Source organism: Oceanobacillus phoenicis, from assembly GCF_047238145.1.
GTDB lineage: Bacteria > Bacillota > Bacilli > Bacillales > Amphibacillaceae > Oceanobacillus.
The window spans coordinates 1,416,599-1,440,463 of sequence record NZ_JBDFME010000001.1 but is presented as its reverse complement, the minus strand read 5'-3'; the positions used below and the strand labels follow the sequence as shown (position 1 = coordinate 1,440,463).

Here is a 23,865-nt window from a genome sequence, read left to right as displayed (position 1 = left end):
TTTTAAAGTAGGCTTATTTTGCTAACATCTATATTTTGTATTGTAAGCTTGCTAGTATATAACAAAAACCAACAACACTAGTGCCAGTGATGTTGGTTTTATAATTATCTATATTCGGTTAAACTTCCGCTTTAACTCCATAATACTCCACATACCAGTCCGTAAACTGCTGCAACCCTTCTTCAATAAAAGTTTGCGGTTTAAACCCTACCGCATCTTGTAATTGTTTGGTGGATGCATAAGTAGCTGGTACATCACCTGGTTTAATTGGTTCAAAATGTTTTTCAAATTCTACTCTTTTCCCAAGTGAATTACTTAGACATTTCTCTAATGTTTCAATAAATACCATTAATTTTTCTGGGCTACTTTTTCCAATATTATATACCTTATGCTGTACTTCACCATCGGGACTATGAGGAATCAAGCGTTCAATTCCTTCCACAATATCGTCGACGTAGGTAAAGTCACGGTATAAGTCATTTTCAAAATCCCCATTGTTAAAGATCTGAATAGGTTCTCCATGGAATAACTTATTCGTAAAACCAAAATAAGCCATATCTGGTCGGCCTAATGGTCCATAGACTGTAAAAAATCGTAGGCCAGTAGCTGGGATACCATACAAATGACTGTATGTATGAGCCATTAACTCATTTGATTTCTTCGTAGATGCGTATAGAGATACCGGATTATCCACAAAGTCCGTTTCTTCAAACGGCACTTTTTTATTCGCACCATATACTGAACTAGATGATGCATAAATTAAGTGCTCAACTGGATGGTGACGGCAAGCTTCCAATATGTTATAAAAACCAATGACGTTACTTTGCATGTACACATCAGGATTCTCTATAGAATATCGAACCCCTGCTTGAGCTGCTAAATTCACCACAAAGGATGGCTTGTACTCTTCAAATACACTGAGTACCAATTCTTTGTCCGAAATATCGCCTTTAATAAACGTAAAATTATCGTTGGGTTGTAATAATTTAAGTCTCGTTTCTTTAAGGTTCACATCATAGTAATCATTTACATTATCTAAACCTATTACGCTGTATCTTTGCTCTAATAGTCTTTTGGATAAGTAAAATCCGATAAAGCCCGCTGCACCTGTTATTAGATATAATTTGTTTTCTTTAGTCAACAATTCCAACTCCTTATAGTTTATTTATACTATTACTTTAGCAGGATATAGGAATAATGTGTAGAATAGATATATATAAGTAAATATAATTTATAAACAATTACTAGGAGGTTTTTATGCCAAAAGAAGAATTAATCTCAGCTTTAAAAAGCGACTCTTTAAACGTACTTAATTCAATAGTGCCAGTGCCCCAGGAATTAATAAAATACGCTTTTAAGAGAATAAAGAATAATAAAGTTCATAAATATACAAATCTGAATTACCAGGAACTATTAGATTTTTACTATAATGAATCAGAGAGTATTATTGATTTACAATTAAGTAGTTCTCATAATATGAAAATACCCCAGTGTTTGATAATTGATAACACTTGGAAAAGATACGATTTAGAAAAGTTTAGATTTAATTTCATTGGGAGTACTTTTGAACCAAAACAAAGTATATTGGATCAAACCGATTCGGGATTTAATAAACTTTCTAAAGAAATCAACTATACTAATGATGAAAATTTAAGACTAGCTAATATTATTAAGAATGGTGATAATTACATATTTGAAACACAACCGGTCTATTATAAAAATTATTTAAAAACTAATATGTTAATGGATTATCCATTTAATAAAGAACTAACTTTAAGAAAAAAATATCACTCTAATGGAAGCCTAGGACTTTTAGATAATTCTTTTTTCGCAAACCATTTAGGTTTAAATATCCTAGCATTTACTTCTGGGGGAAAATTAATATTACAACAAAGATCTTCTAAAGTCGCATATGCTCCCAATGAAATTGGTGCATCTATATCAGGGGCAGTATCATCATCTGATATAAAAAATAATAGCTCTTTAGCAGATTTATCTATAATTAGAGAAGGTATTGAAGAATTAGGAATAGAACGTAATGATATTAAAAAAAATAGTATTCAGTTCCTTGGGTTATCTAGAGAGCTATTAAGAGGTGGAAAACCTGAAATGTTCTTTTCTATGCAAGTTAATTTATCAGAAATTGAACTTAAGAATAAATGGAAATTAGCTAAAGACAAATGGGAAACTAAAAAATTAATATTCTATACTTTTGATGAATATATCTTAAATCCTATTACTCAAAAAGAATCTAAGATATTTGAAACTCATATTAATCAGTTACTTAATGATTATGGAAACAAAATGTCAATTCCACTATTAACAAATTTAGCATTGTGGATAAAATTTAAAAGGTTATATAATATTAACAATTATATAAATTAAAGAATTTAATAGAAATTTTTCGAAACGACACTTAACAGAAGTAATCATATATTTTAAACGATTTAATTGATTGTGCTAGAGTATTATTACATCTTCAATATAAGCAAAAATTTTATTATTGGATAAAACAATAAAACAGGAGTGAGCTGTTCGCTTACTCCTGTTTTTGACTTAGAAACTAATTAAAAAATCCTATTATAAATTTTCCTCATGAAAGAAGGGTTAATAATATTATTATACTCTTTAATCGATTTTTCCATACGGCTTACGTAAAAGTCAAAACTCCCTTTCTCTTTAGCATACTTGAATGCTTCAAAACTTTCTTTAGAAAGTTCCATTCTTTTCGCATAAACTCTCTTCCTGTTCTTAATTATGTTATTCGTAGCTTTAACCCTTTTATTAGGTCGCCACTCTTTTTTTTGATCTTTTAAATAAAGTCTGTATGCTAACCCATCTCTTCGTTGACGGAAACCTCCAGCTTGAGATTCGTATATTTTATCGGCTGTTAGACGGTCTAACTGTAGTTTTTGATTTACGATTCCTTGCTCTATTATATCTACAATATCAGGGTTTCTAACAACTACAATGTTAGTTCCATTACTATCATGTTTATATTCAGGAAGCCATGCATCTCCTACTGTGACATCTGCTGTTTCAGAAAGTACATCATCACAGAATTCACATGCATTATATTTAAAATGCCCTTGACCCCAATTTGTTGTATAGAGGTCATGGCGGGCTTTAGTTAAGGATACTTCTTCATTATCAACAACGCCTTTAGCTTCAATTCCATATTCATTAGCTTTTTTTCCGTCTAGTTTAACTCGAAAGTCTATTGAAGTAAGGTTATTGGGATGAATACCAATTTGCCATCCTTGTGCTTTAGCAAAGAAATCACTCTTCAAATGCCCACAGACTAATCCAATACAATAATGAATTCTTTCTTTAATCAAACTATTTTTATTTGATAAGAGCCTAACAGATTTAATAAAACAAGGGATACCAATAATAGCATATCTACCATCATTTTCTTTTACATAGTCCATAACCTGAGACAACTCAATTGGATAATATTTAGATTTTGCACCAGTCAAGAATTCTTCTTTATTTGTCGAAACTTGATATTCAAACAAAGCTTCGCTTTCTCTCGTACTCTCCCGAACATGTATTACTGAATCAACTAAATTCTGTTCCATTAATTGTGCAGCAATCCAACTACCCATTCCTCCTGAAGAACCATTATTACGATAAGAGCTTTCTTTGACATAGCCAGCATAATTATTTAAGTAATATCCTGTATATTGGTTAAAGGAGGCTTCAAAATCTTCGAATAAATTTTTACCAATCTCTGTTTCATTATCACTATCATTTGAAAAAGGGCACACTTCGTTTACGTTATTGATTTGATTATTATTTTTAAATTCTTTTTTTAAATAAGCTTTATATTCTCCATTCTCATTAAATTTGATTTCAAATGGAGAATTATCTATACTAGCACATGCTCCACAACCGATGCAGTAATCATTCGCAATAACTGTATTCATTAATTTTTCTATATTATTCATAGATTTTCCTTTCTAATTGCTAGCTTTAATAATTTATGGCAAATCATATTTACAAGATTCTGTTTTTAACCTTGCCTAATATAGATTTGATCAAATTTTTTTCATATGAATTAAATCCAATATAATAAATAAACAGAACATGAATAATTGTATAAATGACTATTTTTACACCTAACAGAAGTATCGATTCTTGTACAAATATCATTGAAATAAAATATCCGATTGTTATAGACAACACTATTGGAATAGTGGCTATAACAATATTTCTCCAGAAAGCTACCATGTTAATTCCTATTTTCTTTTGGTAATAGATATTCATTACTATTACATTCCCTAAAAGTATTGTTAGTGCTGTAATGATAGCAACCCCAATTCCTCCATATTCCTTAGCAACTGGTATTGAGATAATTATATTTAATACTGCTATACTAATTAAAACTACTGCCCTAAAACCTTGTAGGTTTTTCGCATACAGTATATTAATGCCTATATTTTGTATTAAAGGTATTGTTAATGGTATTAATATAATTAAACCAATATAATATGTTTGACTATATTCCGATCCTGCCCAATAATATATAAACTCCTTACCATACAATATATATCCACATAATATTAAGGTAATAACAAAATACTGTATTCTACCATATTTAATCATTAAATTTGAAAGTTCCTCATTTGCTACATTTTTAGCTACCATCATAGAAATTTTAGGTAATAGAAGTCCACTTATTGCAGTTGAAAATTGCATGTACAGCTTTACAAATAGCATGGCAATTGCATATATTGCAACTGGAACAGTTCCACTTACCGCTCCCAATATAAGTTGATCCGTTTGCCAGTATATTTGGTCTACCACAATTCCTAAAAATACTAAAAATGAATAACCTAATATTTCACGAGTTAATTGTATATCCATTTTACCAAAGTAGAACGAAATATCTAACTTTTTAAAACAATAAACCATAGTAAAAAATAAACATAATAAATTTACAAAAGTTGTAATGGCTACCATAGATACAGCTCCATACCCCATATAGATAATTGGAAGTATTAAAAGCGGACCTAAAACAATACGAGTAATTGATACTATTTTATCAATAATAAATCTTTCATGAGCACGTAAGATTGAGTTAAATATTGATAATGGAAAGGACAAAGCAAAATTAATAATTAAAATAAATATCATTATTTTTGCTTTCATTATATCCTCATTTGATAATTCACTTCCAAAAATAGTATCAACACTATTATAAACAAAGATTCCTACTATAATAGTAATTAATCCTATCACTGAATATAATGTTAGAAAAAAACCATTTAACTTAGCAGCAGAATAATCATTACCAATCTCACGGTTTCTAGCACTATAACGAACAAGTGCATTACCCAAACCTAAATCCATAATGCTGAAATATGCAGCTATAGAACCAATTAAAGAATACAATCCATATTCTGATTGTCCCAAAATTCTAATCATAACGGGGGTATATAATAGAGCTAACAGAATAGATACAATTATGGATAAATATGATAATATAGCGCCCATTTTTAATTGATTCAACTTAAACAACTTCTTTCAAATTCGTTCATTTTATCTCTTCAAACCAATGCTTTAGACAAGTATTGTTTAGATTTTTCTTTTTCTTTTTCCAAAATTCCTGGAACATTTGAAAAATCCATAGTAAATAGGTTATTATTATCTGATATATTTATATTGCTAATATGACGGTTTACTAAATTAAACTTAGATAGTAATGTTTCTATTCTTGAATTCATTGATGGAAATCGACTATTTCTGTCTGTTATAACAAATGGTGTTTCAAGCAAAATAGAGAACACAGCTCCATGAAACGAATCTGTAATAAATAAGTCTGCATTATCAATTAAGTAAACAAATTCTCTTGGACCAGAGAGATATATTTCTCGTTCTTGAGCTTGAGCTAGATTAACTACTTTCAAATTATTATTTTCGGAAATTTCTTTTACTATCTTCTTTTTATTTTTATCTATATTACCTAAAAAATAAGTTAATAAATACTTTTGATCTGTAAATGCTTCAGGTTTTTTCGCAATGTTTAACCATTCTTCTCTAGTTAAGAGTAATGTTGGATCTACAAGAACTGGTGCCTCTTTATCTGTTAGTTCTTTTATAATCAGCGCTCCAGCTTCTTCTCTAGCAGAGAGTATCTCCATCTCATTAAGCCACTGAGTATATTTATTTTTGTATTCATCTGGAATAAAGCTTATTCCAAAACTAGGTGCATAAGATATTCTTTTATGTTTAGATGCAAATTGTAAAAAATATAATGGATTATCTTTTCTAAAAATAGGATTCCACACTTGATCACTACCAACTACAAAATAATTAAATTCATCATCCAAATTCTCTGGAATGTTATTTTCACTTATTTTATAAGGAGTTTCAGAAATATATTTGTTCGAAAAATCCCGAAAAATATTTTGTCTTTTCTTATCAAGATCATTTTTATACAATTTACCAATAACTTTGGATTGAATTCTTGCAAAATTCGTTTTTGGGGAAGATAAAAATATATTTTTAACTTTAACCAATGTAGGAATATCTTTTGAATTATTTCTTTTGATTTCAACCCAGACTGTCTCAACACTATAACCATACGCTTTAATAACTTCTTGTAAAGCATAATTTTGTAACCTATTTCCATAGTTTACATATCCATTTAAAGTAACGATTCCTACTTTGTCTAACATAAATACACCTCATAAATGATCTGATTTTTTTAATACAATTAAACTATTCATTATTGCTAAACAAAAGAAATACATAAAAAGATAAACTGTATTATAAAAAGGATTTTCTGATAAGCAATACAGTAAGAAAAATGTTTGGTAATATATTGAAAAACATATACCTAATTTCCATTTTAAATTAATTAAAGTGTTGTATTTAATAATTTTATAACATTTAATAGTTAAGATATATGCATAAATAATCGGTATTATAATTATCATAAATCCAATTAAACCTGTTTCAGACAATAACTGTAGATAAACATTATGCACTATTAAATCTCTTGATAGTAATCCTGATGTAATTACCACAAATTGTCCCCAACCAATTCCAAATATAGGATTCTCTAAAAATAATTCCCAAGCACGTTGGTATAAAACAGTTCTACCACTCGTTACATCTTCTCCTGAACCGATTCCCTGAATAGTCTCTACAAGTTTAGTTAAAATAGGAATTGTTTGTAAAAATCCCCAAAGAACATATGTTAATCCTATTATAAATATAATACCTAATGTATATTTAAATATTTTTCTAATTTTTTGCCTATCTGATGATATCACTAATTGTGTAATTACAACAGATACTCCTCCCCATAACAATACAGATCTTTTTCCTACAATTAATAAAGAAATTGCTAAAAGTAATATTAATAATACATTCCATATTTTATTTTGATTTTTACCAACAATTAGTTGTGCTAAAACGATTCCTATTCCCATTATCATAGGTCCCGCTGCCATAGATGGTTGAGAAAGTCCTAATCCTGCATAATAATTTAAATTTACTAATTCTGTTACTCTCTGTTGAGCAGAAATTGAGATAAATGGAAACATTAATGAATGGTACATATCCGTAAAGAAATAATGAAAAATAGAATTTAATGCATAAACTATTGCTGCATACTTAATAACCGTAAATGCTAAACTAATATTATCTATATTTGTTTTAGCTAATAACAAAAATAACAAACCAAATACATACATGAAGATTAATACATCATTTTCTTCGATACCAGATCCAGAAATACTGATCAATACAAGTATAACTATGATTGAAAAAGACCAAAAAGCATCTAGTAATGTGAAGGTTAAATCTGGAAGATTATTAATCAATGACTTCAAAAATAAAGTTGATATAATTACCAGTAACACAGATATTTCTATAAAATTATTCTGGATAACTAGATAAAATAGCCATCCTTGTGTAAAAATGTAAAGAATAAATGCCAGTATAGCTAGTTGTGAGAAATTAATCTTTTTATTCTTATTTTGAATATCATACATTCCATAAACTTTTTCCATTTTTTCTCCACTCACATTAATTTTAATTATTTTTCAAAACTAGATTTATTAGGTAATAAATTTTGAAATGTATCTATTATTTCATTTTTCACTTTATCTATATCTCTAACTACTTCTTTATCATTGTCATTAATACATATAACTTGATATTTTTGATTATTAATCGCATTTATTACATCTCTATTATCATTTGATAAATTGTATGTCCTTCCTATCTTAGCTGTTCTTGGTATAAACTGACCTTCCACAAGTTGTCTATATCTGAATAACCATTGGTTTACATCTCTACCATTTCGGAATTTATTTTGACATGTCTTATCTAAGACTTCCATTTCTTCATCCCAAAGTTCTACAAAAGTTTTCTTTAAATATGAATTTGGTAGATGAGGATTTAAAAAGCCAGCGAATTGATGAAATGGCATCATTAAAAATGTGCTTATTAAATGCTTTTTATATGACAAAGAAAACCATTTAGAAAAATTATTTATAATTACTTTATTTTTACTATATTTAGTGTTTATAATTTCCATGTTATTGGAGACTATAGCTCCAGTCGATTCCCTAAAAGTGTTAATTATTGGTTTAATTACCGCAATATCACGAGGTAAACCATTTTTAAAAAATTCCTCTTTATTTACATTTCGAATTATAAATGTATCATCATTAAAGTATACAAAATGTTCAGTCAGATCTTTAATTCTATGTAAATTTAATTCAATTACATGGGAACTGAAAGTTGGAAGATATTTGTCTGGAATAAAATCGGTATGATTCACAATATTAATTTTAGGATGATCAACATTTAGCCATTCAGGAACATGGCCCCAAGTAATGAAGTGCACTTTACGTACCCATGGAGCAAATTGATCGACCCCCCTAAACCAATATTGTAGATTATCCCAATCTCGATATCTAACTTCTCTACTATCATTAGAAGTTTTATTATTATATTTATTTTTTTCAATTATCCACTCTTGATCGTTCCCATCAACCCAAGGTAGAATAAAATCTATTTTATCACTCATATCAACATCACTCTTCTATTAACCATTTTGTTTTTCCGGCAATTGTCTGTTTTAAACTATCCACTTGTTTTATATTTAAATCTGATAAACGATAATCAACTTTATTTAATCGAGAACGAATCTCAGCAAAATCATGCTCTGTTAATTTTGAATTAGATTTAAGATAGATAGTATATATTTTTTCAAATGTATATCTAATTTGATATGCATTTATTTTATCTGAGAATTTTATCGCGTGTGTAATTCCTTCTGAATGGATAGGAGTATTTTCATCTAACATCAAAAAATCATTATCTCTTCCAATAACTCGCGAAAAAGCATATACGCTATTCTCACTTTTTAATGCACCTGAAATAAGATCCCCTAACTCATACCTAACCAAAGGAAATGCTCTCGGATAAAGACTAGTCACTAGAATTCTTCCTTCTTTTGCAGGATTTCCCTCGTCATCTACGCATTCAACCAAGTTATTTCTCCAAATAACTTTATAACTTTCATCAGGATCAGTATGTGCTAATAATTTTGTCTCCATTGATGCATATTCTAGTCCTACCGGACATCCGAAAATCTGTCCAATATAATTTCGATCTGATTCTTTATCAAAGCCCTCGGCTGCCCCAATAACCGCTTTAATATTTAAATTATTAAATTCTTCTTTTTTATCTATATTTGCCATTGCCAACAATTGCAATGCCTTACTATAACCAATAATATATTCGGGCTTAAATTTCAAGATTTCTTCTCCAGCAATTTTTAATTGTTTTTCCGATAAATCGTATGCTGAAAATCTTTTAAATCCAATTAATGGATGCCCTATTTTAAATTGAATTACTTTTTTATATTTTGTTAATCCAGTTCCTAATACATGAGAGTGTCCCCATAACCTAAACATTCGATCAGATCTTTTAATATTATAAAAAGTTCTTGCAAACCATAGACTCGGCTCACAGTAAGACGATTCCTCTTTCCAACTCGGAAAATTTAATGGATTTCCCGTTGATCCACCAGTACTAATCCACGAATCTGGTTTTTTAGAATGATCAGTAAAATCACCTACTTTTCCCTTTATATATGACCTAGAATTGATAGGGATTTTTTGGAAATCAGCCCACCCTTTAATCTGTTTAGGAAGTTCATCATCTTCTACGATCTTTTTAAAATAAGGCACATTTTTTTGAATACCTTGCCATAGCTCATTAAATTTAATCAATTGATATTTAGAAATATCTTCAATTGAATGATTTCTATAAAAGTTTATTTCATAATCTAACTTGGGTTGCATACTTTTTTCTCTTAAATATGGAAATAAAAACATGTTGACACCTCTTTATGTTTTGAGAACCTAAAAAATCATATTAATTTAACATCATCATATTTCATCATTATACTACCTACTTCATAATTATAAGAAGTATATTTCTTATTCACACGATCATTCAAATTTCGAATTATGTACTCTACAAAATTTACTTCTGCCTCATGCGCATGTGGGTAACCACCACCAAAGCGTGGATTAATTTCAGAGATATAATAATTACCTTTATACTCAAAACAGTCGATATCAATCTGACCTTTAAAATTGGTCTTAATAACAAAATCTTTAATCAATGAAGTTATTTTACTATTATGTATTGCAATTGATTTATCAGTCTCCCCCGACCGCATACTGATTTTCTCTTTAATAAAAATATCCACTAAATGTCCATCTAGTAAATCTATATACACATCAATACCAAATTCTTTATCTTTATAGAATGGTTGGATGATTAAATTATCCTCTTTTGCAAAAATAGTCTTTAATTCTTCCACATTATTTGCTAGCTCAATTCCAATGCTAGCACTTCCCTTTTGAGGTTTTATTATAAAAGGAAAATCTAATAAATTTTGCTTTATTTTTTCTTCTACAATTTCAATGTTATTAAAAGTTGGTACACAGGGTATATCTTTCTTAAGAAGGTAATCATACATTGCTAGTTTATCGTATCCAATTACCAACATTTCTAATGGAGATAAAATTAATTTAACATTAAGATCATCAAAAACCTTTCTGTTTGCTGCTAAGATTTCTAATTCTGGATCGATTAGTGAAAGGATTGCATCAACTTTATATTTTTCACAAATATTAATTAGCTTATCCAAGTAATTTTTATCATCAACTCTTGGTATAATATCCTTATCATCAGCAAAATACAGTGCTGGTGCTTTAGTATCGCAATCTACAGTAATTACTTTTCCATTTACTTTGTTTAAGTTCTCTTTAAAATATTGTACAACCTTAACTCTTCTTCCTGCACTTGAAATTAAAATATTCATGTTATTATCCTTTCAAACTAAAAACATTAAACTATAGCTTATTTTTATACTCACTTCTTAATACACCCATAATATGCTTATCACGATAGACACCGTTATAATATATGTCTTCTCTTATAGTACCTTCAATTTTAAAACCGACTTTTTGGTTAATATGTTTCATTTTTTCATTTTCTGTCCATACATAGGAATAAACTTTATTTAAAGCTAAATGATCGAATGCATAATCTAATATCAATCTTCGTGCGTCTGATGCGTGACCTTTTCCCCAATATATTTTATCCCCTATGCCTAGATAAGATTCTGCTTTAGAATTTTTATAATCTATATTCACTAGCCCAACATACCCAATTGGCATACTATCTTCAGCAGAACAAATAATAAAATCACTTCTAGTATTGTTAGTAGATACTGCTTGTAACCATTTTTTTGTTCCAACTATGGAAATCGGAAAATCTACATTTAATGTTTTTCTTACTTGTTCATCATTAAACCAATTAACTTTATGTTGTACATCTGATTCTTCCATTAACCTAATATATGTATTTTTTCTGTGTAGCATATTAAACCTCTCCTTTAAGCTACTATAGAAGACTGTTAATTACTTTTTTTTCTTCTATTTGGTCCATGTATATTTTCACTTTTAACAATTTTATATAAAGTTAAAGACACAATTTTTAAGTCTAACAACAAACTTTGGCTGTCAACGTATTCGTTGTCAAAGACAAATCTTTCTGCCCAAGTTAGCGAATTACGTCCCTTAACCTGTGCATAACCTGTAATCCCAGGTCGAACATTAAATCTTTTCTTCTCTTTACTAGAATAGTCTTTATATTTCTTCGGATGGTATGGAACCGGTGGTCTTGGACCTACAAAACTCATTTCCCCTTTAATTACATTAATTAGTTGAGGAATTTCATCTAAGCTTGTTTTCCGAAGAATTGACCCTAACCTGGTTACCCGTGGATCCCCTTCAAATGTACTTAATCCAGATCCTACACTCATAGCATTCTCTATCATAGTTCTAAACTTAAAAATTTTAAATATTTTTCCATCTTGTCCCAGTCGCTCTTGCTTAAAAAAGATATGTCCTTTACTATCCACTTTTATTAAAATTGCTACTATCAGACCTACTATGCCAAACGGAATGGCTAAAGCTAAAGCCAAGATTAAATCCAATGTTCTTTTAAAAGTTTTTTCGTACATTTTATTTCACCTTATCATTTATATTTACTACAATCTCTAACTCTTAAATTAACTAATGCATATCATTTTTTCTACAATTAGAATAGACCCTTAATAATTTTTGTAACATGTGATAATTCTTCATGTGTCATCTTCGTATCAGATGGCAAACAAACTCCATTTTCAAACAAACACTCAGACACGCCTTCACCTATAAAGTCATATTTCATAAAATAAGGTTGCAAATGCATTGGTTTCCATACAGGACGTGATTCAATATTTTCCTTTTCTAACGCATCCATCAGTTCTACTGGGCGAACATTTCCAGTCAATGTAATTGAGCTCATCCAAAAATTAGGTTCATCCCATTCATTCCAAGGCATAAACTCTATTCCTTCTAGTCCAACTAATTCTTGTTTATAAAACTCATATATATAACGTTTTTTCTCTACTCTCTTATTCAGTACCTTTAGCTGACCTCTACCAATCCCGGCAGCAATATTACTCATTCTATAGTTGTAGCCGAGTTCGCTATGCTGATAATGACGAGCTTGATCTCTGGATTGTGTCGCCCAAAAACGGGCTTTTGCAATTTTTTCTTTATTATTAGAAACAAGCATTCCACCCCCAGAAGTAGTAATAATTTTATTACCATTAAAAGAAAAAACTCCATAATCACCGAATGTCCCAGTATGCTTTCCTTTATAATAAGTACCTAGTGATTCCGCAGCATCCTCAATAACAGCTACATTATACTTATTGCAGATTTCCATAATTCTATCCATATCAGCTGATAAACCATATAGATGAACAACAATAACTGCCTTGACTGCTGGATATTTTATAAAAGCTTCTTCTAATGCATTTGGATCCATATTCCATGTCTTTTTATCACTATCAATAAAAACAGGAGTAGCATGTTGATAAATAATTGGATTAGCTGTAGCTGAGAATGTTAAAGAAGGGCAAAATACGATGTCACCTTCTTCAACACCTGCAGCTTTTAAAGCAAGGTGAATTGCTGCTGTTCCAGAAGATAAAGCTGCAGCTGTTTTAATTCCAATTTTTTTTGCTAGTTCATTTTCAAATTCATTAACATTAGTTCCTAATGGCGCAATCCAGTTTGTATCAAATGCTTCTTGTACAAAGTGTTGTTCAAAGCCTTCTTCGCTCATATGCGGTGAAGAAAGAAAAATACGTTTAGACATGGTTCAAAACTTCCTTCCTCAAGGGGTTATTTCTTTAGGTAGTTATATATCTACTTTGCTTTAATTATATACCTTCTCACAATTGGTTATATTAAAATTAAAATTAGTTAAGCCTTCAACGTTTCTAAAATTCGACGTTCTGCAAAAACAATATTCATCATTTCATCTTTTAAAATTTCTGTATTAAATCCTTCAAAATGGATTAATAGATTAGTTATTAATTGCTGGTCTACTTCTACCGTACGCCCGACATAAATCTTTTCGTATACTTGCTCTGGAAATACTTCATCCTCACCAAGTAATTCCTCGAACATTTTTTCTCCAGGACGAATCCCTGTATATTTGATTTCAATTTCGCTTTCACTATATCCTGATAAACGAATAAGGTTCTTGGCAAGATCAGCAATTTTCACTGGATTCCCCATATCAAGTACAAAGATTTCTCCACCCTTAGCCAGTGTTCCAGCTTGTACAACTAATCTCGACGCTTCAGGAATTGTCATAAAGTAACGAGTCATCTCTGGATGAGTAACGGTAATTGGACCACCTTGTTCCATCTGCTTTTTAAATAGCGGGATTACACTGCCTCTGCTTCCGAGTACATTTCCAAATCTAACTGCGACAAATTTCGTACTGCTTTTTGCAGCTAAATCCTGAACGACCATCTCTGCTATTCGTTTACTTGCCCCCATCACATTGGTTGGATTCACTGCTTTATCGGTTGATACCATTACGAATGTGCTAACTCCAAATGCATCGGCTGCTTCTGCGACATTCTTCGTACCAATAACATTATTTTTAATTGCTTCATGTGGGTTGTACTCCATTAATGGAACGTGCTTATGTGCTGCAGCGTGGTAAACAACTGACGGGTGATGCTCTTGCATAATTTGGTGCATACGGTCTCGGTCTTGGACATCACCGATAATTGGGACGATTTCAATCTCAGAATCTGAATAGCGGTTGTTTAATTCCATATCAATGTTATAAATGCTGTATTCTCCATGACCGACTAATAAGATTTTCTGAGGTGTAAACCGCATTACTTGGCGACATATTTCTGAGCCGATTGAACCTCCAGCTCCTGTAACCATCACTGTGTTTCCTGTGACGTATTCAGAGATTGCTTCAATATCTAGTTTCACAGGCTCTCTCCCTAAGAGATCCTCAACTTCCACATTTTTTAAATGACTTACAGATACTTTCCCCGTCATCAAGTCTTCTATTTTCGGTATCATTTGTACTTTTGCTACTGTCTCTCCACAAAGCTCGACGATTCTTTTTAACTCGCCATTTTTGAGTGATGGAATGGCAATAACAATATGTTCAATCTCAAGATCCTTTACCTTATCCGGAATATCTTTTGAGCTACCGACAACTGGAAGATTATAGACTTCCATTCTTTGCTTCGCTAAATCATCATCAATAAATGCTACTGGATAAATTTCTGATTGATGTTCATTTTGCAGTTGGCGTGCAATCATTGCCCCTGCTGATCCAGCACCGATAATAAGTGTGCGCTTTTGATCGATATTCTTTTTAATATAACGATCTCTGACAATTCTCCACATAAAACGAGAACCACCGATTAATACGATATGTAATAACCAGGTAATTACTAAGGCACGACGATAAATCATTCCATTAGCAATCATTTGAACTACTGCCACCAATAAAACAGTGAGCGTTACTGCCTGTACAATCGCCAATAACTCACGCACGCTCGCATATGCCCAAACTTTGTTATATAACTTGTACACAAATGCAAACATATGATGAAACACGAGTAATGCAATCGCGCTTATCCATAATTCTTCAGCAAGAAATACATCTGGATATGCAGGATAAACAACCCAAAAAGCAATAAAAATTGCTGTACTAACAATTGCCGAGTCTAATAAAATAAGCAACATCAACCTTTGCTTATACGACATAATGCGACCTCTCCTCTATCAAACTACGAAATTACGTTATATTCTCTATTTTCCTTGTTTATTAAAGAGTCAGATTTTAGATTATTTAAAAATTCTATCATATTTCGTCGGCCCTTTATATGCAACTTTCGATACAGATTACTGACGTGAATCTTTACAGTCCCTTCCGCAATGCCTAATTCATTTGCAATGCTAAGATTTCTTAACCCATCTTTCACACGATAAGCGACATGCGCTTCTTTGATGCTAATTTCAATGCCATTATCGGTTAACTTCTGGTAGAAGATATCGAAATTTGCTTTTTTTAATTCTTGCACTCGCTCCATTAATCCTTTATGCGCGGATATTGGCAAATAAAAATAATCATGTTGTAATTGGTCAATTACTTGGTGCAATTCATTCTCTTCCATCTGATATTTTTCGAGAATACTATCGACATGACTAATCATTGTGTACATTTCTATTTCAACGACTGTTGGAACTAAGAGGATAATCTTGACGCCTGGTTGTTCTTCTTTAATAAATGTGATTTTCTCCAATAATAATTCTTTATTTTCAATCGATTCCACATCAAATATGACAACATTCGGACTATGACTTATGATGAATTCCGAAATTTTCCTATCCCAGGACAAAATTTCTACGGTCCCACGATCTAAAAGTCTATGTATATATTGCATTTGTTCATTATCATTACTTACATACACAACCTCTATCATTCTTTTTCCGCCTTATCTCAATAATCATCCGTTTAAAAGATGTATATCCATAATACTATAGACCCAAAAATAAAATTAGTGACTTTTTGTCATAAAAAGTCACTTTTAGAAAAATATTCCTCCGATTGGAAAATTTCCGTTAAAAATTCGATTGTTTTAGAACGATTATGAATGTTTAGTTTGTTATAAATTTCACTAATATAGTTCTTTACAGTCCCTTCACCAAGAAATAATTTAGAAGATATTTGGTGATTTGTATGGTTTGTCATTAAAAGATAAGCGATATCCACTTCTCTTTTTGTTAGACGGACACCATGTTGTTTGATTTTCTCTTGAAATAATTCTTTTTTATCGATGACAATATCTCTTAATTGTTCTGAAACGATACTATTAACCTCAAAAGGAAAAACAGTAGCTCCAGCTTGAACAATGCGTAAAGTCTCAATGCTTTGATGGATAAATAATTCATACGGAATAACTGCATCTAATCCAATCAGCATTCCTTGCAGTAACTGTTCTTTATTTGGTGTGTGATAGATGAGGATTACTTTGCTATTTGGTAATACTTGTTTTACCTTTTTTGCTTGTTGAAGGGTGTCTTTATCAATATATTCTTCATGCAAGATAACAATATCCGGGATAGACTCTGCAACAAAATTCTCATCCAGATTATTAATAGATTTTGGGTCTATTAGTTTTAGTGAATCATCTTGTTTTAAGTAATCTTCTAAGTTGTCTTGATCGTTTTTTCCGTTCTCGACTAATAATACTCTCATGCTAAATTACCCCTTTAATCAGTATGCGCTTCCCCCCAGAATTGCATATGAGTAAATCCTGTTGTAAATGATAATTCTCCTTGATTGCTTCAATTTCACAGAAGAATTCTATCGTGTTGTGTTAAAAGAGTCCTAGAAATTTCTTTCTTTTCGGTTGTGTTGGTTCCATTCGGTTAACATTACTATTATTTAAGAGTAATTGTGCATTTTCTTGAAGCATATATACATAATCATTTCCAAACTTCGTTCGTACATAATCAAATGCTTCAGCCATTACAAATTTTCGAGATTTAATATTATGTGCATCTGATGCTATGAAGTGTGACTGATTACATTCGATTAATTGATTGGCATACTTCTGAATATCTTTACCGAATTTACCTATAAGACTTGCCGCAGTCACTTGTGTAAGCGCACCATTTTTCACAAAATTGTATAACTTATCTTGTTGCTCAAGCAATTCTTGATTTCTTTCCGGGTGTACGATTACCGGGGTATACCCTTTCATTTGAATATCAAATAACATTTGCTTTGCATAACGAGGTACACTAGCTGATGGAAATTCAACAAATAAGTACTTCGAATAATTGATTGGCAATAAATCATCCGAATCTATGTCAATAATCATATCCCCATTTATACGGGTTTCCTGCCCTGGCAAAATCTCTAACGGAATTTGGTGATCGGATAATAATTGATTTAATATGTTCACATTATGAACAATGGAAGATTTGTCATTAAAATAAGAGCCATTTCGATGATGTGGTGTAGCGACGATTGTCGTGATACCTTGAGCAACTGCCTGTTTGGCCATTGCAATGCTATCTTCTTCTGTTTTCGCACCATCATCGACGCCAGGTAAAATATGTGTATGGATATCTATCATGTCGAAAAACCTTCCTTTCTAAAAAATATTTGTTATATTAATTATTTGAATTATTAAACGATTAAAATCTATTATACGGTAGTTCTATTAGCAATACAATTAATAACATATACTTTTACACGTCTTAAGGTATGAAATCAACTTGTCAAATAGGTAAAATTTACCACTTGATAATTATAGCAAAAATCCAAGTAAATTTCTAGGGTTTTCCTGTCATAGAAAAGTCATAGGTTCACTTCAAGTGACCTAGAGCTAATCTATTGAACTACCACTGATAGAAGGCTCAAACCTGTAATTAAACGGTAGTTCTTACAGGTGACTCGTAACAACGTCGGTAAAGAAAAAGAAAGAGCGCATCACAGGACGGTTGCGCTCTTTTTTCTATTTAGCTTCCATAGTAGTAATAGTAGTTCGCATCTTTCTTATCACGATCATTTAACACAGCTCCTAGCACATTTGCATTAACTGATTGCAATGCTTCTAGCGCTTTATTCGCTGCTTCATTCTCTGTTCGTTTACTCCGAACGACGAGAATCGCTCCGTCTACAAAGTTGGACATCACTTGTGCATCTGTTACCGCTAATACTGGTGGCATATCAAAAATGACAATATCATAATGCTGCTTTGCTTCTTCGATAAAGAACTGCATGCGTTTCGAACCTAATAATTCAGACGGGTTTGGTGGAACAGGACCACATGAGATTAGATCAAGGTTCTCTACATCACTTGATTCTACTGCATCCTGCATAGAGGTTTCCCCCACTAATATATTACTAAGTCCGCGTAGATTATCTAATCGAAATGTATAATGGATCGTTGGTTTTCGTAAATCCGCGTCAACTAATAGTACCCGCTTTCCTTGCTGTGCATAGACGATTGCTAAGTTTGCCGTTGTCATTGATTTCCCTTCAGAAGGACCTGCAGAAGTAAGTAAGATACTTCTTAATTCATGATCAACCGAAGCGAATTGTAAGTTCGTACGGATAGTACGATACTGCTCTGAAATCGGTGAACGAGGGTTTATCTTTGTAATGAGGTGTCGCATCTTATTATTAATGTTAGACAGTTTTTTTCGCGCCATCTAGACCACCCCTTACTGTATTTTTGGAAGTTGTACGTGAGAACTGTTCCTGACGAACATCCTTGTCATCTAAATGAGAGATAACACCCAGCACAGGGATATTCAATTGCTTCTCAATATCTTGTTCTGTCTTAATCGTATTATCTATGTACTCTAACAAGAATGCGATACCTACACCTACCATTGCACCAAGTACAATCGCAATCGCAATATTTAAGATTGGATTCGGGGCAACTGGTGAAGGTTCTTCTGCAAGTTCTGCCTGAGAGAGAACCGAAACATTATCTACATTCATAATATCTGGAATTTCATCCTGAAACACTTGTACAGTCGTATTAGCAATTTCTGTCGCTAGTACAGGGTCAGGATCAGTAGCAGTAACGGTAACTACTTGAGAATTTTCTTCACTAGTCACGCTAATTTTTTCTGATAACTCAGTACTTGATAGGTCTAATTGTAATTCATCAGCTACTGTATCCAGAATTGCGGGACTTTTAATAATAACGTTATATGTATTAATGATTTCTACATTCGTACGAATATCTGTTTGCGTAAATTGATTTGCTTGTTCTTGGTTGCTTTGATTCACAATAAACTGTGAACTATTTTCATATTTCGGTGTCAATACAAAGTAACTTATAATTGCTGCTGCAAGCGCCGCGAGTAAAATAAACGTAAAAATTAATAAAAGACGCTTCTTGATGACCCCAAAGATTTCCTTAAGGGATATTGTCTCTTCCATTTGTGTACCTCCAATATTTTGTCACCTTCTATTTAGATGACAAAATGAATAATGTAATAATTTTTAGTTGGTAAGTAAAGGAATCTCACCTATTACCTCTACTATTCATCCCATATGTATAGATTAAGTTCTACCACAGATGTCCAATTTTGGCTGGAACCTGATCATCAAAACCAATTACGAACAAATCTACCAAAATTATCCTATACCATACGACATTATAAACCGAATTATATCATATTACTATGTAAATTCTATATTTATTTTATAAAGTTTTGAAAATAAGGTTTATTTTTTAGGTTTAATTACCTAGTCGTGACTGAAGTTCTATCCTGTATATTACAAATAACCTCTCAATCTATAAAATTATGTCAAAAAACGATATAATATGATTACATTATTGTTAATAATTGGATATTAACTAAAAATAAGCCAATCTTGCAACCATCGAATTACTTCTATAGACCTACGATATCTTATCATTTCCAGACTACCTCAGACAATATATCTACAATTATTTAGAGGAGTCTATTACAATCAGATTTCAATTATTAAACTCAACGGAGGGGACTACACATGGCAAGTAAGAAAATCTTTTTTTCAGTTACCGCAAGTGCAGTAGTAGCATCGGCATTCTTTGCAGTGGATGAAGCAGAAGCATCATCGTACAAAGTAAAATCTGGAGACTCTTTATGGAAAATTGCTCAGCAACATAACACATCTGTTTCTAGTTTGAAGTCTATTAATAATCTATCATCGGATATTATTTTTCCGAATCAAGTGCTGAAAACAAGTAAGTCTAGTTCTGGAAGTTCTAGTAACTCAAACTCTAGTAATTCTAGTTCGAACTCTAATTCTTCAAGCAGCTCGACATACACTGTTAAACGTGGAGATACGTTAAGTGGTATTGCTTCAAAGCATGGTATTTCATTATCCAATCTAATGAAGTGGAACAACCTATCTACGACTTTAATTTATCCTGGAGATAAATTTGTCGTAAGCAAGAACGGTTCAAGTAATTCTGGATCAAGTAACTCAGGTTCTAACTCAGGTAGTTCAAATAGTGGTAACTCTGGATCAGGAAGTGCTAAAGTACATACAGTTAAATCAGGCGATACATTATCTGCACTTGCTAATAAGTATAATACGAGTGTATCAAACTTGAAGAAATGGAATAACTTAAATTCTAGTTTAATTATTGTTGGTCAGAAATTGAATGTTTCTTCATCTGGAAGTAGTGGCGGCAACAATAATAACAGTGGAAGTAATTCTTCTAGTAATGTTGATGTGGATTACAATGTTGATAAATTAATCAGCACGGCAAAAAGTTTAAATGGTACACCATATGTTTGGGGCGGTTCAACAACAAGCGGATTTGATTGCAGTGGATTTATCTATCATGTATATAATAAAGCAGGAAAAGACATTACGCGTACTTCTAGCCAAGGATATTTTGATCGTTCCTACTATGTAAATTCACCACAAAAAGGCGATTTAGTCTTCTTTAAGAATACCTATAAATCTGGTATCTCTCATTTAGGAATTTACATTGGTAATAACCAGTTCATCCATGCTGGTTCTAGCGGCGTACAAATTACAAGTCTAGATAATTCTTACTGGAGCAAGCACTTCGATAGCTACAAACGTTTTTATTAATAATATATTTTCTAAATGAACCCTCGTGATGAACGAGGGTTTTTTTGATTGAGTTCTTTTTAAAATTCTCATCTATCCACACAATTTAAAAAGGCCACCCTCCCCTCCTAAAAGAGATGAGGATAACCTTTTTCACTTCAAAAACCATTTTTGCTGTTTCTTATTAAATACATAATTCGCACTTTTTAATAAATATTTGACAATATGTCTTGATTTTACATGAAGCCATCTGGCAGCCTCTCGATTTGTTAGTGAGCGTTGAAAAATATAATAATAATCCATCAATGCTTGTCGGTGGGCATGTTTCGAAGTATGTTCACAAGACTGACATTGCCATTTTCCATTATGGCGGATCATTCCTAACTTCCCGCACTCGGGGCATGCAACTCCAGTTAAGACATCCCCTTCCCTGATACTATATTTCTTCAAGATATTTATTTTCTTCTTTTTACATACAGATTTCAATAGATCTCCCAGTTTCTGATGATCTATAATTGGTGGATATGCTGATTTTCCCTCTTCAGTATTCATGATTGTTTGCTGAAGTTTATTTACCATTACCACCGAGTTATCCATTGGTATCGAATCTTGCATAATCTTTATCATTATTTTCGGATCACTTATTACAATAAAAGCCTCCATCGATAAGTTGTATACCTCTTGTGACTCTAGCCATTTTTGTAATTGAATTTTTTTAAATTCTAATTGTTGAAATGGAAATAATTCTTCTATAATAAGTTTTGGTTTATACGGCACATTCTGAATTTGATCCGAGGTAAATTCAAATGCAGGTTCTACGATATCATTATTAACATCAATGATATAGATCGTATGTGGAGTAATAATCAAGTTGTCTACTTCAAGGTATTGATTTTCTACTTTAATATACACATCATGCAATATCGTATAAGATGCTCCAATAGCTTTTAAAGAAAAATCGACAGAAGTCATACCAAGAAAGTGACGATGACTTTTGGAGTAATGTTGTTCAATTATTTCTTTCTCCGTAAAGTCATTTCTCAATCTAGCCAATATTGATTCATACGAATTCAATATAATTGGCTTCTTTCTTTTCTTGATAATCATTCAAAATCACATTCCTCTATCTCTATATCTTACAATTACTATCTTTCATTATGTAGTAATATGACAAATATTGTCTATATAATGAAAGATAACTCTCTTATTTTACCATCAAATTGACAGTAACTTATAGAATAAATCATTTCACAAATGTCAATATATAAATCTAGGTATTTGTCACAATCAACCATTTTGTTACATACGCTGTTATTGAAAATTTTATGATTGGAGTTGTATTTATGGCAGGAGTATCCCCAATGGAATTTTATTCAAATCCAAATAGACAGTATTTCTTAGATTTAAACCAACAACGTCTATTTACCCGCAATGACGAAAACTACATTAATCGTCTAGGAAGAGATGTATTAGATACACTTGGAGATGTATCTTTATTAGATATATATTTAAGTACCGGTCGCGTAGTAGAACCGCATTATCATCCGAATGCAGCTGAACTGGTCTACTGTATTTCCGGAAGTGCCGTTGTTTCACTAATTAATCCATTCACAAATGAAAGGAAAGATATTACAATCACACCTGGAGAAGTAGCTAATATTCCAAAAGGATGGTGGCATTGGGAGGAAGCATCCGAAGATCAAACTCATTTAATAGCCATTTTTGATGCGCCATACCCAGAATATATTCTTGGTTCCGATATCCTAACAAAAACACCGGTGGATGTGTGGGCACATACGTATTGCCTTGATCCAGATACGTTTAGTGAAGCAATCGCACCAATTGGTAACGAATCAATTGTTATTGGACCAACAGATGCTTGTGTACAAAATCGTGAAAATCGAAATGCGGTAACAGCTGAACAAGAATCCATACCTGAAACAACTATCAGTAATCCAGACCAGTTAAATCAACCAATTTCTCAACAAACCTTACCACAATACACACCAGCAAATATACAACCACTTGGGTATCATGCACAACAACCTAACACTTCCGCTAATCAATCGCACGAATGGGAAAATCAACAACATCAGGGGCATCCTGAAGTTCAATCAAATTGGCATTCATCGCAGCAACCTTATCTATTATACCCGCAAATGAACCAAGTAGGTACAAATTTAAACTTTCAACCGCAACAACCAATGTATCCGAATTCAATAGCATACAATGAATATCCTCAACAGCCTAGAAATTATGATCGTCCTGCAAATAATTTTAATGGCGGGCCAGTATATTACTACCCAAATCCAAAAGGAAATAACGATTCTGAATAGG

The 23,865-nt window shown here is 31.8% G+C and carries 21 protein-coding genes; 3 read left to right on the top strand and 18 right to left on the bottom strand.

All coding sequences use genetic code 11. The annotated features are described in order from the left end of the window. Positions 1–118: 118 nt before the first annotated feature. A complete protein-coding gene (locus tag ABC346_RS07415) occupies positions 119–1,165 on the bottom strand; it encodes a GDP-mannose 4,6-dehydratase (RefSeq protein WP_413236527.1) in 1,047 nt (348 codons plus the stop codon). Positions 1,166–1,257: 92 nt separating this feature from the next. Here ABC346_RS07415 and ABC346_RS07410 point away from each other — a divergent pair, with 92 nt between their 5' ends. Beyond that, positions 1,258–2,385, top strand: a complete 1,128-nt coding sequence (locus ABC346_RS07410; RefSeq protein WP_413234244.1) for an NUDIX hydrolase — start codon at positions 1,258–1,260, stop codon at positions 2,383–2,385. A gap of 182 nt (positions 2,386–2,567) precedes the next feature. On the opposite strand, the gene ABC346_RS07405 is transcribed toward ABC346_RS07410, so the two are convergent. From ABC346_RS07405 to ABC346_RS07330, 16 genes are all read right to left on the bottom strand, one after another. Next, positions 2,568–3,950: a Coenzyme F420 hydrogenase/dehydrogenase, beta subunit C-terminal domain gene (locus ABC346_RS07405; RefSeq protein ID WP_413234243.1), complete on the bottom strand. Its 1,383-nt coding sequence runs from the start codon at positions 3,948–3,950 to the stop codon at positions 2,568–2,570. 49 nt (positions 3,951–3,999) lie between these two features. After that, entirely contained in the window at positions 4,000–5,514 is a 1,515-nt protein-coding gene (locus ABC346_RS07400; protein ID WP_413234242.1) for an oligosaccharide flippase family protein, read from the bottom strand. A gap of 38 nt (positions 5,515–5,552) precedes the next feature. Further along, on the bottom strand, positions 5,553–6,683 hold the full coding sequence (locus ABC346_RS07395) for a polysaccharide pyruvyl transferase family protein (protein ID WP_413234241.1): 1,131 nt from the start codon (positions 6,681–6,683) through the stop codon (positions 5,553–5,555). 9 nt (positions 6,684–6,692) lie between these two features. Next, positions 6,693–8,024 (bottom strand): O-antigen ligase family protein, encoded by a 1,332-nt coding sequence (locus ABC346_RS07390; protein WP_413234240.1) that lies wholly within the window; start codon positions 8,022–8,024, stop codon positions 6,693–6,695. A gap of 26 nt (positions 8,025–8,050) precedes the next feature. Next, complete coding sequence (locus ABC346_RS07385; protein WP_413234239.1) at positions 8,051–9,049, bottom strand: stealth family protein; 999 nt, start codon at positions 9,047–9,049, stop codon at positions 8,051–8,053. 7 nt (positions 9,050–9,056) lie between these two features. Beyond that, positions 9,057–10,364 carry a phenylacetate--CoA ligase family protein gene (locus ABC346_RS07380; protein ID WP_413234238.1) on the bottom strand — a complete coding sequence of 436 codons (1,308 nt, stop codon included), beginning with the start codon at positions 10,362–10,364 and terminating at the stop codon, positions 9,057–9,059. A gap of 35 nt (positions 10,365–10,399) precedes the next feature. After that, positions 10,400–11,362, bottom strand: a complete 963-nt coding sequence (locus tag ABC346_RS07375; RefSeq protein ID WP_413234237.1) for an ATP-grasp domain-containing protein — start codon at positions 11,360–11,362, stop codon at positions 10,400–10,402. A 31-nt stretch (positions 11,363–11,393) separates the two neighbouring features. Beyond that, positions 11,394–11,924 (bottom strand): GNAT family N-acetyltransferase, encoded by a 531-nt coding sequence (locus tag ABC346_RS07370; RefSeq protein ID WP_413234236.1) that lies wholly within the window; start codon positions 11,922–11,924, stop codon positions 11,394–11,396. 35 nt (positions 11,925–11,959) lie between these two features. Further along, positions 11,960–12,568, bottom strand: coding sequence for a sugar transferase (locus ABC346_RS07365; RefSeq protein ID WP_413234235.1), 609 nt, complete (start codon positions 12,566–12,568; stop codon positions 11,960–11,962). Between the two features lie 77 nt (positions 12,569–12,645). Further along, positions 12,646–13,755: a DegT/DnrJ/EryC1/StrS family aminotransferase gene (locus ABC346_RS07360; RefSeq protein WP_413234234.1), complete on the bottom strand. Its 1,110-nt coding sequence runs from the start codon at positions 13,753–13,755 to the stop codon at positions 12,646–12,648. Between the two features lie 107 nt (positions 13,756–13,862). Then, positions 13,863–15,689 carry a polysaccharide biosynthesis protein gene (locus ABC346_RS07355; RefSeq protein WP_413234233.1) on the bottom strand — a complete coding sequence of 609 codons (1,827 nt, stop codon included), beginning with the start codon at positions 15,687–15,689 and terminating at the stop codon, positions 13,863–13,865. Between the two features lie 23 nt (positions 15,690–15,712). After that, the gene (locus tag ABC346_RS07350; RefSeq protein ID WP_413234232.1) at positions 15,713–16,408 is read right to left on the bottom strand and encodes a helix-turn-helix domain-containing protein; all 696 of its coding nucleotides are present in this window, start codon (positions 16,406–16,408) and stop codon (positions 15,713–15,715) included. Positions 16,409–16,497: 89 nt separating this feature from the next. Further along, entirely contained in the window at positions 16,498–17,184 is a 687-nt protein-coding gene (locus ABC346_RS07345) for a LuxR C-terminal-related transcriptional regulator (protein WP_413234231.1), read from the bottom strand. A 121-nt stretch (positions 17,185–17,305) separates the two neighbouring features. Next, positions 17,306–18,070 (bottom strand): tyrosine-protein phosphatase, encoded by a 765-nt coding sequence (locus ABC346_RS07340; RefSeq protein WP_413234230.1) that lies wholly within the window; start codon positions 18,068–18,070, stop codon positions 17,306–17,308. Between the two features lie 385 nt (positions 18,071–18,455). Beyond that, positions 18,456–19,151 carry a CpsD/CapB family tyrosine-protein kinase gene (locus ABC346_RS07335; RefSeq protein WP_413234229.1) on the bottom strand — a complete coding sequence of 232 codons (696 nt, stop codon included), beginning with the start codon at positions 19,149–19,151 and terminating at the stop codon, positions 18,456–18,458. Then, positions 19,129–19,893: a YveK family protein gene (locus tag ABC346_RS07330; RefSeq protein WP_413234228.1), complete on the bottom strand. Its 765-nt coding sequence runs from the start codon at positions 19,891–19,893 to the stop codon at positions 19,129–19,131. Before ABC346_RS07330 ends, ABC346_RS07335 begins: the two co-directional genes overlap by 23 nt. A gap of 576 nt (positions 19,894–20,469) precedes the next feature. On the opposite strand from ABC346_RS07330, the gene ABC346_RS07325 reads away from it, so the two are divergent. Continuing rightward, complete coding sequence (locus ABC346_RS07325) at positions 20,470–21,549, top strand: C40 family peptidase (protein ID WP_413234227.1); 1,080 nt, start codon at positions 20,470–20,472, stop codon at positions 21,547–21,549. A gap of 132 nt (positions 21,550–21,681) precedes the next feature. Here the strand turns inward: ABC346_RS07325 and ABC346_RS07320 are convergent, their stop codons facing one another. After that, entirely contained in the window at positions 21,682–22,635 is a 954-nt protein-coding gene (locus tag ABC346_RS07320) for a nuclease-related domain-containing protein (RefSeq protein WP_413234226.1), read from the bottom strand. A 254-nt stretch (positions 22,636–22,889) separates the two neighbouring features. Between ABC346_RS07320 and ABC346_RS07315 the strand changes: the two genes are divergently transcribed. Then, positions 22,890–23,864 (top strand): cupin domain-containing protein, encoded by a 975-nt coding sequence (locus ABC346_RS07315; RefSeq protein WP_413234225.1) that lies wholly within the window; start codon positions 22,890–22,892, stop codon positions 23,862–23,864. The last annotated feature ends 1 nt before the right edge of the window (position 23,865 follow it).